This is a genomic window from Janthinobacterium sp. SUN033 (genome assembly GCF_030397595.1).
In the GTDB taxonomy this organism is placed as follows: domain Bacteria; phylum Pseudomonadota; class Gammaproteobacteria; order Burkholderiales; family Burkholderiaceae_D; genus Janthinobacterium; species Janthinobacterium kumbetense.
Genome location: NZ_JAPQNV010000001.1, coordinates 1,154,694 through 1,172,026 on the forward strand (window position 1 = coordinate 1,154,694; position 17,333 = coordinate 1,172,026).

Annotated in this window: 5 protein-coding genes; all 5 read left to right on the forward strand. The window is 68.1% G+C overall.

Features of this window, described 5'->3' with window-relative positions; translation table 11 throughout:
* Positions 1-78: 78 nt before the first annotated feature.
* The 5 genes from OX460_RS05455 to OX460_RS05475 all read left to right on the forward strand — a co-directional run bounded on the left by OX460_RS05455 (position 79) and on the right by OX460_RS05475 (position 17,326).
* Complete coding sequence (locus OX460_RS05455; RefSeq protein WP_289897955.1) at positions 79-537, forward strand: hypothetical protein; 459 nt, start codon at positions 79-81, stop codon at positions 535-537.
* Between the two features lie 460 nt (positions 538-997).
* On the forward strand, positions 998-1,375 hold the full coding sequence (locus tag OX460_RS05460) for a hypothetical protein (RefSeq protein ID WP_251348792.1): 378 nt from the start codon (positions 998-1,000) through the stop codon (positions 1,373-1,375).
* Between the two features lie 180 nt (positions 1,376-1,555).
* The gene (locus tag OX460_RS05465) at positions 1,556-5,224 is read left to right on the forward strand and encodes a hypothetical protein (protein WP_289897956.1); all 3,669 of its coding nucleotides are present in this window, start codon (positions 1,556-1,558) and stop codon (positions 5,222-5,224) included.
* Complete coding sequence (locus OX460_RS05470) at positions 5,221-6,720, forward strand: hypothetical protein (RefSeq protein WP_289897957.1); 1,500 nt, start codon at positions 5,221-5,223, stop codon at positions 6,718-6,720. The genes OX460_RS05465 and OX460_RS05470 overlap by 4 nt, the downstream gene beginning before the upstream one ends.
* A 67-nt stretch (positions 6,721-6,787) precedes the next feature.
* Positions 6,788-17,326, forward strand: a complete 10,539-nt coding sequence (locus OX460_RS05475; protein ID WP_289897958.1) for a LysM peptidoglycan-binding domain-containing protein — start codon at positions 6,788-6,790, stop codon at positions 17,324-17,326.
* Positions 17,327-17,333: the final 7 nt, after the last annotated feature.

The window sequence follows — 17,333 nt, forward strand, 5'->3', positions numbered from 1 at the left end:
TGCTGCGGTCGGCATGCGTTTGCTCTTCCGGCCGAATTTCGTTACGATGGGCCGCATGCGCGGGACACCACCTCCACCATGTATCAGCTGAATTGGCGCGGCCCCTGGCTGGCTGCCGTGCTGCTGCTATCGCTCGGCGGCGACGCCCCGGCGCTGGCGCGCCAGCTGGCCGAACCGGCCCCCGCGTGCCGGGCGCCGCAAACCATGGCGCTGACGGTCAACAGCGACGCCATCGCCACGGCCAGCAACGATATCAATGACAACACCCTGGTGGCGCTGCGCGCCAACGGCACCGCGTACTGGACGGTTTTATTGTCGACAGCGAATATCCTGCTGCAGCTGGGCGCCGACCGCGGCGATACCATCGTGACGTTTCAGAAAGGACTGACCCTGCGTTTCCAGGCGCTCGGTCCGCAACAATATCAAATCCTCATCGATGGCCCCATCCTCGATGACGGCACGCAATACACACTGACTGGCAAGGTGGTAGCCGTTTTTGAACGCTGTCCGGCCCTGCCCGCGCCAGCCGCGCAATAAAGCCGCGCAGGCCATCTATTTAAATCAATAAACCGTTTATATTCAATTGCATTTCCTATCCCGCTTGCCTGCCGCCGCGCAAAATGGCCGGCGGCACATTCCCGCGCCGCGTCCGGAAGCCGCATTATTCTTGCCTTCGCGACAATTCGAGAGAATCGCGCAAAAAAATAGGCATAGAATCGCTACTCGTCATGCGCAAGAGCCGGCATGGTTATATTACGAATAGCCGGAAACTACTTTTTTGAATAAGCAAATACGAAATATATTAATCAATTCCGGATTGATTAATATCAAATGTCTTGTCTTTATTTGAAATTGCGTATTGTCCCGCCATATTTTTATGGCATGGTCGCAAAGCCGTCGCAACACCATTTCTACCGACTTACCCAACTGCCCCGAACCTGTCGGCCACGGGGCGCCCACCGCAAGTGCAGGCCGATATCACCTCATGGAGAATGTCATGTCTAACTTACCTCGCGTCGAAGTCACCAACCATACGCTGGCCTCCGGCCAAAGCGTCACCACCAACACCACGCCGAACAGCATCGCGCTGTCCATCGCCAGCGGCGACAGCAACAACCAGACCGGCATCGCCTTCCAGTTCCAGGGCCGCACCACGTACTGGAATCCCAGCGTCACCACGGGTTTTACCACGGCCAAGCTGGCCAGCGACACGGGCAACGGCGTCGTCACGTGGAAAGCCGGCCTGACGGTCACCTACTCGCCGCAAAGCACGGGCCTGTATAACGTGCTGCTCTCCGGCGACATCGTCGACAGCGGCACCTTGTATAGCTACACGGGCTTCGTGCTGGCCACCTTTACCTCCAACTCGCAGTAAGCGGCGGTTCCGCGCCCGCCTGCGGGCGGGCGCTCCGGATGGCCGCCCGCCACCGCATCCAGGCAAGCCGCCTGGCCATCCGACGCCCTTCCGGGCCCACCCGTTGTAAACGATTGCGTTGCCGCGCGGCAGCCATGCCGCCGCATCGCAGCCCGAGTCGCGTCTTGAGTGGAGGTTGTCATGGGTTTCAGTTTCGTCGCCACCGATCCCGCCAGCAAGGTCAGCCTGTATGAATCGCCGCCGCAGGCGGAGCATGCGTGGGCCGGCTACCTGCTGCCGCCCGTCGCGCCGCCGGCCACGCCCCCGGACAGCATCAGCTATGCCGACAGCCTGTCGCCGCAGCGCATGGGCAGCTACGTGTTTGCCAGCGCCCGTCCGGCGGCGCTGGACGCGGCGCCCGGCCCCTTCATCGCCGCCCTCGTCGCGTATATCGACCTGCAGTCATCGGCGCCGGGACTGAACCTGAACGCACTGCTGTGGCTGCGCGACACCGATGCAGCGCCGACTGATTCCTTCAAGAACTACGGCTGCAGCTACACCTATAACCAGCTGACAAAAGGCTTTGCCACCAGCAGCAACGTCAACTTCCGGCTGGGACAGGACCTGCTGTTCAACGTGCTGTCCGGCGTCGGCCTGTCCATCGACGCGGCCAGCGGCAGTCTGCGGCTGGCCGCGCCGCTGGCTACGCCGCCGGCGCTGGCCTTCCAGCGCAATGCCAGCGATATCGGCATACGCGTCACGGGCAGCGGCAGCACGATCCGCACGTTCGTGCCTTTGGCGGGCGCGAATGCGGGCTGCCTGACGTTTACGGCCACCGTCAACCCTCCCGTCACCTTCGGCCCAAGCGGCCTGGCCGTCGGCTTCCCCATGACCGCGCGCGACACGGCCAGCGGCCAGCTGCAGCAGCTGTTCTACCCGGCGCTGAGCGCGCCCGCCAAGCTGTCGGCCAGCCTGGCCTGGGTCGGCACGGTCGACCCGCTCGATCCCTACAATCAGAAGCTGTCCGCCAAGGCGAGGCTGGAAGGCGTATTGCGCTGCGGCTTGCTGCCGGCCGACCGGCCCGCCTTGCCGTCCACCTACCGCACGGCGCTGGGCCATGCGACGATCTTGCGGCCGCTGGGCGCCGCCAGCGGGCAGCCGCCCGTGATCGGCCTGCAGTCGGGCGCCCTGGCCTTCGGCTGCGCCGCGCAGTCGCCTTCCCAGCCCGCCACCAGCAAGGCGCTGCTGACGCCGGCCGGGCGCTTCGGCCTGAGCGCCATCGGCCAGGCTGACGGGGCGCAGACAAACTTGTTATGCGGCATCTTCGGCTCGGAACAGCTGAGCATGACCACCTATGATGGCGACGCGCCGGAAAATGACAGCCTGCTGTTCGTGCCCGCCTCGCCCGCCTACGCGTCCGTCTTTCCGTTCCAGGCCGCGACCCTGGACTTGCCCGATTCCGGTAACGTGGCCACGCCGCTGACGGCCGTTTACCTCGGTTGCTGGGCCAGCGTGCTCAAGGGCGGCGCGGCCACGCCGCAATACCATGCGGAGCCGGCGGGCAGTCCCATGTACGGCCTGCCGCCGGCCGCCCGGGCCGCCGCCTTGCTGCGCGCCGTGGCCGCCGATACCGTGCTCGCCTCGACCCCGCCCTCGCTGCCCGTGCCGCAGGGCGCCGCGCACGCCTTTCCCCTGCTGCCGTATGGCGGCGCCGTCAGCGGCGGCCCGCTGGATGTCAGCGCCGCCCTGCTGTCGAGCTTTGAAAGCAGCATCGTGGCCGCCACCCGCAAGGCCGTCATTTCCAGCGGCGCCAGCGCCACCTGGCAGGCGCGTGCGGCCGCCAGCCACCGCGTGCGCGGACTGGCCGCCGGCGACGCGGTGGCGGAAGCGCCGCACTACCGCACCACGCCGCAGGGAGCGGTCGCCACCGTGTCCAGCCAGGCGCAGGACCAGGACGCCTTCCTGTCAGTGACCCTGGGTCAGACCCTGGGCGGCGGCGGCCAGGTCTTGCCGTTCGGCTTCCGCTTCCCGGACGCGACCTTGCAGGATGCCTTGCAGACCAACCAGCTGTTCCTCGTGGCCGTCAACGCGGCCCACCTGTCGGACGGCGCCGCGCACTTCGACAATACCGTGGGCATCGCGGGCTGGACCATGCAAGCGCAGGTGGGCGTCGGCGTGACGCCCACGTCCTACCGCAACGTGATGCTGCTCAAGTATTGCAGCGGCAGCGTCAGGGAACGCGTCGCCAATCCGAACGCCTGGTCGGGCGCGCCCGATTTTTCGCTGGCCGCCGGCGCCGGCCCCGACGTCCAGGGCATCGCCTACACGGGGCTGTCGCAATGGCTGCAGGATGTCATCGAAGCGGCCGAGGTGCTGGCGGAGGACAAGCCCGAATCGCCGTACCGGCATTTCCTGGAACTGGTCAGCGATCCCTCCTGGACGGGCGTGCTGGTGCTGCAGGCGGACCTGGATCCGTCCAGCCTGCCGCCGGGTCTGCAAGGCATCGCGGCCGGCCTCGACCTGACGCGCTTCGTCGCCCACCATTTCGGCTTCACGGCCAGCCGCGTGACGGTGCATGGCGACGGCAGCATCACCCTCGACGGCAATTCCAGCACCTTCGGCCTGGTCGACTACCAGGATCCGGCCTTCGCCGCCGGCCAGCGCAACGGCTTGCCGCCCGATACCCCCATCGCCCTGCCCGACACCGACAACTATGCATTCCGCGTGCTGCAATTGCAGGTGCTGTTCGACAATGCCGTCATCAAGACCTTCAAGAGCTACGTGCAGCTGGCCGTCAACGGCCTGCTCGGCTCGCGCGTGACGGCCACCACCTTCGGCGGCAATGCGATGCCGAACAACGGCGTGGTACTCGACGGCAGCTATATCGACCAGAATGGCACCGGCATCTACATCTTCGAGCAAGCCACGCCGTCGATATTCAGCCTCGACAGCAACCTGCTGCGCCACGTGGCGTTCCTGCGCATCCAGTTCAACTGCCTGGGCACCACCGACGCGGGCGCGACCGTGCTGAACCGTTTTTCCGTCTGGGGCACGCTGGACTTCGCCAGCCTGGACGACCGCACGGGCGCCGTGCTGGACCTGCTGTCGTTCGGCGCGCTGGCGCCGGACCTGCCGCCGGACGGCGCAGGCCTGGCGTTTTCCAACCTGGTGATCGACATGCGCTATCCGCAGACGACGCCGTCGGCCGTGCGCTTCGACGAGGTGACGGCCAACCTGGCCTACGACCTCGACGCCAGCCAGGCCAGGCCGGACAGCCTGTTCAAGGGCTTCGGCCTGGAACTGTCGGGCTTTATCGCCGCCGCCGACGGGCAAAAGCCGGCCGATTTCGGTTTCCTGCCCGTCAGCACGGCGCTGAACCTGGGCACGCTCGACGGGCCATGGCACGGCATCGTGTATGACGTCACCATGGGCGGGCCGGGCGCGCTCGTCTCGGCCGCCGGCTTCCATTCGACCCTGCTGCTGGCCTGGTCGCCCGCCAGCACGGCCGACGACGACGAGCAAGCCGTCTTCGTCGGCCTGTCGCTGCCCGGCGCGGCGCCGGGCGCCAGGCTGATCAGCCTGCAAGGCATCTTCAAGCTGGCCATCGACAATATCGGGCTGATGCGGCAAAAAGTGCCCGACGGCGACTCCTATTATTACTGCCTGCGGCTCGACAATATCGCCATCAAGTTCCTCGGCATTGCCAAGCTGCCGCCCGACGCGAACATCCAGTTCTTCCTGTTTGGCGACCCGAAAAATACGGGCAGCCTGGGCTGGTATGCCGCGTACATCGCCGATGCGGCCGCCCGCCAGGAGCAGGCACTGGCCGCGCTGCCATTGCCGGCCATTTCACTGGGGAGCGCAGCATGACCAACGTCGTGTACTGGAATATCGAGAACTTCGGCATCAACAAGGTCAACAATCCCAGCCGCAAGCGGCCCCGCTATGGCGAAGGCGGCCGCTGCGGCGGCAACCTGCCGGCCGTGGCCGCGCTGCAGCGCCGCAACCACATCCTGACCATCCTGCGCGCCACGCAGCCCGATATCTTCGTCCTGATCGAGGTGTCGGCCAGCGCGGCCGGCGCCGGCGACCTGGCGCCCGACACGGGCGGCCTGCAGGGCGCGATCTTCCTGCTGCAACAGCTGCGCACGGACCCCGCCGACCCCAACCGCGCCGCCTGGCGCATGGTGCCGCCGCTGAAAGTGGGCACGGGCGGGCGCACGGAATCGGTCGCCGTGCTGTACCGCGGCATATCGGGCACGGTTGGCACGCCCACGGAAGTGCGGCGCTATTTCACGGGGCCGAACGTGTGGACGGGCGGCGGCGTGTCGGCCGTGGCGGCCGGCGCCGTGCCAGCCGCCTACCCGGCCGGGGGCGCCGGCGCAGCCGACATCCAGGATTTGCTCAATCCGCAAGGCCAGCCGGCGCGCACCATCCCGGCCGGCGCGCAGTACAACGGCGGCCTGGCCGAGGGCATGGCGGCGGCGCGCATCGCCTTCGCCCCCGCGCCGGCGCCGGCCGTGCCGCCCGTCGTTGGCGGCCTGGTCAACTTCAACGGCTTGCGCCAGCCCTTCATGGTCACTTTCGTGGAAACCAACCGGACCGACGTCATCACGCGCAACCTGACCCTGTTTGCCGTGCATGCGCCGCCCAACCACGGCGGCGCCACCAATTTCATCAATATCCTGCTGCGCGGCGTGCTCGACGTGGCGGCGCCGCCCGCCGGCGCGCCGCACAATGAAGTCAAGATGATCTGCGGCGACTTCAACCTGAACGCCATCTACGCGCAGCCGCCCGGCGCGGGCGGGCGGACGACGGCCTACGACCAGTTGCGCGCGATCAACTACATACCGCTGCTGGACCCGCCGCCCGCCATGCCGGTGGCGCCGAACCTGACGCTGGACGCGTACCAGGGTTACCTGGCCACGCATATCCGCCCCAAGCGCACCAAACAGCAGCTGACGCAGCAATCGCGCTTCCTGTGGTCCGACAATACGGCCGGCGGCGCGCTGGTGGCGGCGCCGTATCCCGGCTACAACTATATCGGCAGCGATATGGTGAGCAACTTTTTCTCGATCGACAATATGCTCGTCAACCCGCTGGTGCCGGCGAATAACTACCAGTTTACGGTGATGAACCCCGTGTCGGGCACGCCGTTCACGGTGGCGGGCGGCATGCCCGCGGGCGTGCCCATCGGCACGCGCCCGCTGCCCGCGCAATTTCCGAACGTGCCTGCCGGCATGGCCTGGCCGCAATCGCCGGCGGCCGTGTATGCCGTAGGCCAGGCGCGCACTCTGAACGGCTGGGCCAATTACGGCTACCTGCGCAGCACCAGCGACCACCTGGCGCTGTTTGCCGTGCTGTAGACAGAGCGTCCGGGCGGGTGCGAGCGTCCGCCCCGGACATCATGACTGATTCAAGGAGCAAGTTCGTATGGCCACCACCGATACCGCGCTGGAAAACCTGCAGCAAGCCATCGTCAACGCCGCCAGTAGTGGCCCGTTCGCCCTCGATGCCGCCTTCCTGGAAGCGGGCCTGGCCGACCCGGACGTCGCGCCGCCCGAAAAATTCGACGCCATCATCGGCCAGGCATTCCAGATCGACGCGGCGCAGTTCCTGATCAGCTGCGCGGCAGCCGACGTGGGCGCCGTGAGCGACGGCGTGTTTACGGTCAGCAAGGCCAGCCTGCCCTTCATCGGCGGCCTGCTGCAAACCCCGGCCACGCTGGTGTTTTCCACGCAGCCTGCCGCCGCGCGCACGCCGGGCGAGGACGGGGATGACGGCGGGGATGACGCGGCCGTGCTGGTGGTGCAGGTGGCCGCCAGTCCCGCCGACTGGAACTGGGACAGCAGCTTTCCCTTCATGGGCGGCTGGCCGTTCAGCGAGTTGCCGCTGTCGGGCGCGCTGCTGGTGTTTTCCAGCGCCGACGGCGTCTATCCATGGGGCGGCGACAGCGCGCTGTCCGTCACGGGCGGCGCCAAGCAGAACCTCAGCGCCAGTGTGGCCCTGCCCGCCTTCGTGACGCCGTTTCTGGAACTGTTTTCCGACCTGGCGGCGCCGCCGGGCAAGCTGCAGATCGGCGGCTACCTGGACATGGCGCTGTACGACGGCAAGACGTTCGAACTGGGCGGCCTGATGCCCAGCGGCGTGCTGTCGGCCACGCTTAGCGAGCTCGACTGCACGTTCGCCGGCTACCTGCGCGTGGCGGCGCCCAGCCTGACCGTGACGATCCCGCCGCCCGTCGATGCGCCGCCGCCCGACGCCCTGCTGCTCGACGGCGGCATGCAGCTGCAGCTGCGCGGCGCCGGCGAAGCGGACGACGAGGAAGCGGCCGACGGCGACCAGGCCGCCACGCTGGCCCTGACGGCCACGCTCAGCGTGGAAGGCGCCGGCGCCGCCGACTACACGCTGTCGCTGCTGCTGCAGCCATCGAACGCCGACGGCGACGGCAACTACGCGGTCAGCCTGGAAGCGGGCAGCGACGGGCCGCCCCTCAGTCCCGCCGCCGCCATCGGCCTGATCGGCGGGGGCGCCAGCTATTTCCGCGCCACCCCGGCCGTGCTGCAGGAGTTCCTGACGTCGTTCGGCCTCGGCGGCATGACCATCAGCGGCAGCATCCCGCCCAAGGCGGCGCCCACGGTGGACCAGGTCACGCTGCAGCTGCGCAGCGTGCGCGATCTCAGCTGGCAGCCCATCCCGGCGCCCACGCCCGCGCTGAGCTTTACCATCACCTCGTTCTTCCTCGACTGGACGGCTTACCAGCCGCTGGCGAGCAAGGCCAGCGGCAAGTCGCGCTATGAATACCTGTTCGGCACCACCTTCACCCTGTTGCCCACGGTATTTCGCAACCTCGACGGCACGCCGGGCGGCGAATTCGACGTGCAGTTCAACTCGGCGCAGCTGTTCCAGGCCAGTTTTCCCGGCAAGGCCACGCTGTCGGACTTCCTGTCCGTCGTCTCGAACGGCCTCGTCAGCCTGCCCGACACCATCCAGGCCGAGGTGTCGAATATCGCGCTGAGCATAGACGGCGCGGCCCAGTCCTTCGCGTTTTCCAGCGACTACGCCATCAGCCTGTCCTTCCTGACGGTGGGCGGCGCGCCCATCCTGAGCATTTCGGATGGCCAGATCAGCCTGTCGGGCATCAGCGCCACGGTGGCCGCGGACAAGCAGGAAGGCGCGCTGGCCCTTGTCGAGGCCGGCAAGGCCGGCGCCGGCACGGCCTGGGCCGGTTCCATTTCCGGCTTGCTGGGCGTGGGCGCCAGCCTGCAGGCGGCCGTCAGCGTGGCTTACAGCAGCCAGGAAACGCCGCCCCGCTGGACCCTCTCCGCCTCGCTCGCGCAGGAACTCGACGTGGGCGAGATGATCAAGCAATTCTTTGCCGCCGGCGGCATCTATGATTTCCCGGTCTTCTTGCCGGGCAACCTGAAGATTTCCGCGTTCGCCATCGACGCGGTCATTCCCAGCGGCAAGCCCAGCACGGACCTGGCCACCAGCTACACGGTCGACACCACCTTTACCTGGCTGTTCATGCTTGGCCAGCAACAGATCGGCTTGCAGAAAGCCACCCTCTCGGTGCAGTATGACGGCGCCAAGCCGGCCGCGCAGCAATTCTCGGGCAAGGCCGATGCCGTATGGATCTATACCGCCATCAATCTGAAGCTGGGCTTCGGCTATGCGTTCCAGCCGACGGACAAGGGGCCGAACCACACGCTGTACGTGAGCTGGGAAGGCTTCACGGCAACCTATACCAGCGGCAACGAGATGCTCAGCTTCACTCTCGCGGGCTGGTCCCTGGGCAGCCTGATCCAGGCGCTCGTGCGCACGCTGGGCGATCCGTATTTCGTGCTGCCGTCGCCGTGGGACTTGCTGAACCAGGTCACGCTGGACGGCCTGTCCGTCAACGTGTCGCTGAAAACCGGCGAAAAGAACCGCCTCAGCGCCACCTACACGCTCAGTTCACCCCTCAACCTGGGCTTCATCGTCATCCGCAGCATCGTCTTCAAGCGCAATACGGACGGCAAGGTGACCCTGGCGCTGGACGCCACCGTGCCGCCATTGCTCAAAGGCAGCATGGGCGACTTGCTGGACCCGGACAAGGGACAGGACGTGGAAGAGATGCCCAGCGTGCCGGGCGCCGGTTCCAGCTATTTCAAGGTCTTCCTGCTGATGCTGGGCCAGCGCGTTGCCATCAACGGCGCGTCCGACTTCAGCTCGACCAAGGCCGTCATCGATGCGCTGGCGGGCGTGCCGCCCACCACGGGCAAGAACAATCCCGTCAACCCGGGCAGCGGCGTGCACGGCCAACCGTATTACCAGCCGGACAGCAACTGGCTGATCGCCGCGCATTTCGGCGTGCTGCAGACGGCCGGCGTGTGGGCCGTCGACGTCCAGATCGTCTTCAACGATCCCAACCTGTACGGCTTGCGCCTGACCCTGGGCAGCCCCAAGATGGGCGGCCTGGCCGGCCTGGTGGTCGATATCCTGTACAAGAAAATCAGCGACGACGTGGGCCTGTTCCAGATCGACTTCACCTTCCCCGACAGCATACGCAACCTGAACTTCGGCGCCGTCAGCGTGGTGCTGCCGATGATAGGCATCAAGATCTACACGAATGGCGACTTCCTGATCGACATCGGCTTTCCCTACAATATGGACTTTACGCGCTCGTTCAGCTTCAGCGCCATCGTCTACGGCGTGCCGGTGCTGGGCTCGGGCGGCGTGTATTTCGGCAAGCTGTCGGGCGCGACGGCGACGCAGGTGCCGAAAACCGATCTCGGGTATTTCAATCCCGTCATCGTCTTCGGCCTGGGTCTGCAGCTGGGCCTGGGCTACAACTTCGTCAAGGGGCCGCTGAAAGCCGGCTTCGCGCTGACCGTGTTCGGCATCATCGAAGGCGTGATCGCCACCTACCATCCGTACGACCGCAGCAACGCCGTCGCCCTGGCCAACGCCGGCGCCTCCGGCAGCGTCCAGGAAAGCAGCTACTTCAAGCTGACGGGCACGTTCGGCGTGATCGGCATGCTGTACGGCGAAGTGGACTTGAAGATCATCAGCGCTTCGCTGCTCGTCAATATCACCGTGTCGGTGCAGATCGGCTACGAATCCTACCGCGCCATCCCCCTGTCCGTGACGGCCTCGGTACGCATCAGCCTGCGCGTCAAGATCGACCTGGGCATCTTCAGCTTCACCATTTCCGTGGGCTTTTCCGCCACCGTCAGCGCGCAATTCCGCATCGGCGACGACAGCCGCGCGCCGTGGGACGGCGGCGGCGCGCTGCGCCTGGACAGCCTGGCGCGCGGCCGCGCGCACACCCTGCCGATGGAATTGCAGGCCGCCATGCTGCGCGCCGCGCCGCGCCGCCAGCCGCGACGCGTGCTGCGCACCGATGCCAAGCCGGTGCTGCAACTGGTGACGGCGCCGCAATTCACGGTGCTGGCGCCGCAGGGCGCCACGGCCAGCAGCGCGCAGCAAGGCGCGTTCGTCTGCCTGTTCGCCATGGATGCGCCGGACCCAGCCGCCGGCGGCGCGGGCACCGGCACGACCTCGTTCGACCTGCTGTGCAAGGCGTATTTCCCGTGGCTGCTCGACGCCTTGCAGCCGGCGATGCGGGCCGACGCCGAGGCGCTGGACCTGGCTGCCGCCGCGACCGCCAGCGTCACGCTGGCGCAGCTGGTGGCGGGCATCCAGGTGCTGGCCGACCCCGCCATGCAGCCATTCGGCATGGGCGACCTGCTGCACTTCCTCGCCGACAGCTTCATCGTGAACATCAGCGCGCCGGGAGCCAATATGGACGGCGCCACGCTCTTCCCGCTGTTCGACGGGCTGCGGCTGGACGTCCCCGACCCGCAAGGCGGCGCCGGCACGCAGGCGATCGACCTCGAGACCTACGCGACGGCGACGGAACAGTACCGCAGCACGGTGGCCGGCGTGCTGCGCCAGGTCGCCGCCAAGGTGGGCAAGGCGCCCGCCAAGCCCGCGCTGCTGGCGCAGGACGACGCCGAGCCCGAATCGATGGCGGCCTTCATCTTCGTCGACGTCTTCAGCCTGATCGGCCGCGCGCTGCTGCAATCGGCCATCGATGCCTTCGACAATTACAGCTATGCGCTGCAGCCGGGCGACAGCATCGCCGGCATCGTCGCCGCCTTCAACCGGGCCGGCAACGCCATCGACGCGGACGACGTGTCGCTGCCGAATGCCGCGTATCCGCTGAACGGCGCGCTGCCGCTGCAGGTCGGCGGCCTGTCCGCCGTGATCCAGGCCGGCGATACGCTGGCGGCCATCGCCGCCCGCTACACGGATCCGGCCGGCGCCGGCGGGCGCTGGCACACCACCGCCGCCCAGCTCATCGGCGCGAATGCCGAACCGCGCGCGCTGCGCACGGGCGTGACGCTGGTCTTCGACTTCGGCGCCGGCGCCGTCAGCCACGTCACCGCGCCCGGCGACAGCTTCGGCGCCATCGCCGCCGCGCTGGGCGTGCCGCTGGCCACCCTGGCGCAGCAGGCATCGCTGTATGCGCGCGCCGACCTGCTGCTGCCGACGGCCATCCTCGCCGTGCCGCCGCTGGCCTATACTTCCGCCGCCGGCGATACCCTGGCCGGCATCGCCAGCCGCTTCGCCGCCACGACGGCCGCGCTGGGGCGCGACAATGCCGGCGTCGCCAATCTGTTCGCCGCGGCCCCGGGCCGGCTGGCCATCGCCCACCTCGATGCCTTGCCGCTGGAGCAGCTGTGGAGCGGCGTGCAGGCGAGCGGCGCCGTGGCCCAGGCCGCAGGCCAGGTCGCGCGCTTCATCACCTACGGCTTGCGCCTGCCGGTGGCGGCGGGCCTGAGCCTGTCGCCATCCTTCCTGTATAGCAAGACGCAGACCGACTACGCGCTGTACCAGCTGACGGGCCAGCAATTCCCCACGCCCGCCAGCGCCGCCGGCGGCTACCGCATCGGCCTGGGACGCAATGCCGTTTCGCATGGCGTCGCCCTCGATTTCATCACCTTCGCCGGCGCGCCCGGCACCAGCCTGCCCATCGACCTGGGCGCCGCGTACGGCTTGCTGTCGGGCGTGCTGGCGTATGCGCAGGCGGGCCACTTCGTGCCGTCGCCTGCGCTGCACATCCTGCCGCTGGCCTCCTTGCAGCCGCGGCAGTTCCCTGCGGCAGGCTATGCCGCCTGGATCACCGCCGACCTGGCGCGCCTGACGGCCGTGACGTCCGGCGCCGCGCCAGGTGCGCGCGCCGCCGCCAGCCAGGCCGCGCCCGCGCCGTATCTGTGGCAATTGCCCGACGCCATGCTGGCCAGCATCACCCAGCGCCAGGATACGCTGCAAACGCTGTACCCCCAGGCGCCATACGCGGACATACTGGCCCTGATGCCCGCCTATCGTCCCCGCATCGGCAACACGCCGCCCAACAGCAGCAGCACGGTGTTCCAGGACTTGAGCGGCTATGCCTATGCCACGCGCGTGGACTTCCAGATCACGCGCATGCCGGCCGCCACCGTGGCCACCAACGACGCCAGCGGCACCGCGCTGGCCAGCGCCGCCACCCTGGCCCACGTATACGAGCTGGTGGGACCGTCGGCCGCCGATGCCCAGCGCCTGGAATACTTGCTGAGCGGCATGGCCGCCGTGGGCGAAACCCTGGTGGCCGGCCTGTTCCTGCTGTATAGCGAAGGCGGAAGCGACCAGGTGGCGCTGACGGGCCAGGCCGATGCCGACTACCTGTGCTTCCTGACGCAAACCAATCTGTCCACGGAAAGCCATCCGCCGGCCAGCCGCATGCTGCTGGACGCGGCGGGGACGGTCTTGCCGCGCGGCATAGCCAACAGCCCCTCGCAATTCATCAAGCTGCTGTGGGAGCAATCGGTGGTGCGCGGCGGCGGCTACTATCTGTATTTCGAGGACATGGTGTCGGGCGCCGGCTTGCCCCCATCCGTCTTCGATGCCACGGGCACGGCCACGCTGACCCTGGTGGTGCCGCTGGCGCGCCAGGCGGCGGGCGCCGCCGACACCGTGCCGAACTTCGTCAACGCCCTGCTGACGACGCAAGCGATCGATCCGCAGCAAGACGTGCTGGTGTTCGAATCGCTGAGCAAGCCGGCCAAGAGCCAGCCTTTGGCCCTGGCCGCCACAACCACATTGACCGCCGTGGCCGCCACGTACGGCATGGGCGTGGGACAGCTGGCCCGGCAAAACGCCGTGCGGCCGCTGCGCGCCGGCGCCAGCGTGCCCGTGGCCGGCATCCTGCACCAGCTGAACCAGCAAGACATGGCCGCGCCCGCGCAAGCGCTGGAGCAGCTGGCTGCGTACTACTCGGCCGGCGCCACCCCGCTGAGCGCGGCGCAGATTGCCGCCTACAATCCCGGCGTGACGGTGGCGCTGGGCGCGACCATGCGCATTCCGCCGCTCGTCTACCGCGTGCCCACCGCCTCTGGCGGTCCCGGCAATACCTTCGCCGCCCTGGCCGCCTACTACGGCTTGTCGGTGGACGCCCTGGCCTTGGGCGCAGCCGACACCGAAGGCCTGTATGCCGAAGGCGCCGTGCTCGACGTCGACAGCCTGGCCCTCGATGCGCAAGCGACCTTGGCGCCGGGCAACCTGTCGTTCCAGCTCAAGCGCACCAACGACGGCGTGCCCGTGCTGCCGCCCAATCCCACGCCGCAGCAACAGCAGCAATATGCGCAGGCGACCCTGTCCGCGCTGTACAACACGCTGTCGGCCGGCCTGGGCCGCAACCCGTTTTTCCTGCCCAGTCCCTACAGTCTGCCCTTCGGACCGCAGGACCATGCGAACGACAGCGATGGCGGCGACGATAGCGACGATGGCGAAACCCACCGCCGGCGCTATGCGGCCGCGGCGCTGGCCGATTACGACTACCGCCAGGCGCTGGGCTACCTGGGCAACAACAGCCAGGGACGGCCGTTCGCCACGCTCAATGCGGCGCCGGCCAATCCGCCGGCCGGCCTGCCGCTCGCCGCCGACAATCCCTACCTGGGCGTGGGCGGCCATGCGTCGCTGGCCCTGCGCTGGCAAGACCTGTTCGGCAACACCACCGTCACGCCGTTCGAGGCGCCGCCGGCCGGCTACACGGGTGCGCTGGACCAGGCCCCCGCCCCGCTGCGCTACACGGATCGCCTGCTGGGCCTGTCCGCCTGGCCGAAAGTCCAGGCCAGCTACCTGTATGGCACGGATGGGGGCGGCGCGCCCGCGCTGCTGCTGACCTTGCGCATGGATGGCCTGGCCTACGCCACGCCAGCCGACGCGGCGCAAGACTTGCCTTTCTATCAACGTCTTTACTTCCAGCTGCACCAGGACTATACGGGCCTGGGCGTGCCCGGACTGAGCGGCAATGCGGTGAGCATTTCCCTCAGCAACTCGCTCTTGGCCACGCCGCTGCAGCCGCTGGACGAGGCCCGGTCGCGGCAGGTGCGCGACTTCGCCGCCGCCTGCGCCATCTACTTGCAAGCCCTGGCCAACGGCGGCAGTGCCACGGCGCCCGCCGCCACGCTGTCGGTGCCGGTGCCGCTGGCGCAACTGGCCAGCGCCAACCGCATCGCGCTCGACGTGGCGCTGGTGCTGACGCGCCAGGCCATCCTGCTCGATCCCGCGCTGGCGGCCCTGCCGGACGGCGCCAGCGTGGTCAGCGCCGTGCTGCCGCAGGCCGACACGAACGGCGGCGCGTCCAGCTTCACCACGTTTGCCAAGGCGCTCGAAGCGTGCCTGAAGACACCGCAATGGTCGATGCGCGCGGGCGCGGGGCTGACGCGCGTGGGCAGCGCCGGACAGCAGACGCAGCAGTTGTTCGCCGTGCGTTTCAGCGACACGCCCGGCCAGGGCATCCATTTCCGCCTGGGCCAGCAAGCCAGCTACTACGCGCCGTTGCCCGTCGCCAATTCGCTGGAAAGCCGCACGGTCAGCATCGACGCCTATCCGACCAATACGCCGCATGCGCTGACGCTCAATAGCGTCGACCTGAACCTGTGGCTGCAAAGCTGTCTCGACGCCATCGACAAGTTCCTCTCGGCCACCTATGCGCCGCCCGCCTACATCCTCGATCGCCTCAACGGCGTCGCCGATCCGCTGCAGAGCGGCCAGCTGGGCCTCGTACTCAAGGCGAAACAGACGCTGGCCGACGTCATCAGCGCCACGGTCAGCCCCGTGCTCAGCAGCAGCGCCGCGGACGAAGCCACGCGCGTCAGCGCGGCCGCCACCATGCGGCAGCAGTTGCTGACCACCCTGGGGCCGGCCTTTGCCGCCGGCGCCGTGGTGGTGTACGGCGTGGACCAGGTCACGGGCGCGGACGACGAAGACGAGGGCGCGCCGCCAGCGCTGTACGGCCAGCCCGCCGGCGCAGGCACAGCCGACGGCGCGGCCGGCGACGGCAACCAGAACTACACCTTGTTCCCGACCCGGCTGCCTTTGCTAGGCACGGCCGCGCAGGACCAGAGCCGGCTGTCATTCAACTTCATCTCGAAGAACGTCGAAGGCCAGGCCTATGTGCCGCTGGACTTGCGCTATCAGATCACGCACATGGAATTCGACCAGCGCCCCGTGCCCGGCATCGAAAACTACCTGCAAAGCCAGTGGCTGCTGTTCATCACCGGTCCGTTCGAGGTACCGCTGGGCAATGGCACGCAATATATCCCCGTGCTGAACCGCGCCCTGCCCGTGCCGCCCACGGTCAACCGGCAGACCGCCACCGCGTCCGCCGCGCCGCAGGGCGGCCGCATGCGCCTGGCCGCCGGTGGCTTGCAACCGGCCCAGCTGGCCCAGTGGGATTACGGCTTCAGTTATACCTACCGCCAGGCGGCGCAGGATGCCGTGCACGTCAGCGTCGTGCTCAACGTGCCGTCGCAGGTTGCCAGGCTGTCCGCGGCGACCGGTCCCGACCTGTTCACGGCGCTGGCCGCCTTCGTCAGCAACTATCCGCTGATCTCGGCTGACCTCGACGCCTTCCTCGCGCCCCTCGACGGCAAGCAGGACACGCCCGATAGTGTCGCCAAGGCAACACTGGCCACCACCACCTTCCAGCAGCTGGTGACCCAGGTGGCAACCAGCTATGGCCAGCATTTCGGCACGGCGCGGCTGGCGGCGGCGCAAGGCGAGACCAGCGTGGCCGTGGAATTCGACGCGCGCCTGGAAGACCATGGCGGCGACGCCTGGTATGCGCTGCTCAATGTTACCGTCGGCGGCGCACCCGCCACCTACGACCCGCTGTCCGGCACCCTGAGCAACGGTATCGTCAGCGTGCCCGTGCCCGTGCTCGACATCGATGCGCAGCAGTACCGGGCCACGCCGGCCACGCCCACGCCGCCCGATGCGCTGCTGGCCTACCGCTACGCGGCCATCGCCGCCGACGCGCCCGACCTGTCGTTTGCCGCCGCGCTGGCCAATACCGGCCGCGAGGTGCGCATGCCGGGGCTGAACGTGATGGTGTACAAGAACGCCCAGGCTTCGCTGTACGTGCAGCGCAACCGCTACCTGTGCCCGCCCAGCCAGACGCAGGTGTCGACCATGCACGCCTTCCTGTACCAGACGCCGGTCGTCAAGTTCAGCGACCCCATCCTGCCACGCCTGAGCTGGCAAGGTTATGATTTGCGGCAAGTCGCACCGGTGGGCGGCAGCGACGTGGCGGCCTATATGCGAGGCTTCTTCAACGCCCTCTTCACGGGCGCCTCGGGCAGCGTGCGCATCGCCATGGATGGCAGCTATTCCTACAGCGTGATGCCGGCCGTGGCGGGCTTTCCCCGCACTTCGCTGCCGGTCAGCCTGCTGCCGGCCGTGCTCGCGCCCATCGATGCGGCCCAGCCTCCCGCCGCGCCCATGGCCCTGGTGGCCCAGGTGCAGCAATGGTATGACACGCAGCAGCCGACGACGGATGGCGGCGCCGCCATGGATTTCCGCCTGAACTTCTTTACGGACGGCGCGCCCGAGCAACTGTTGCTGTCGCTCGAAGACGTGCGCTGGGTGGTGCGGCCCTGACGCGGCG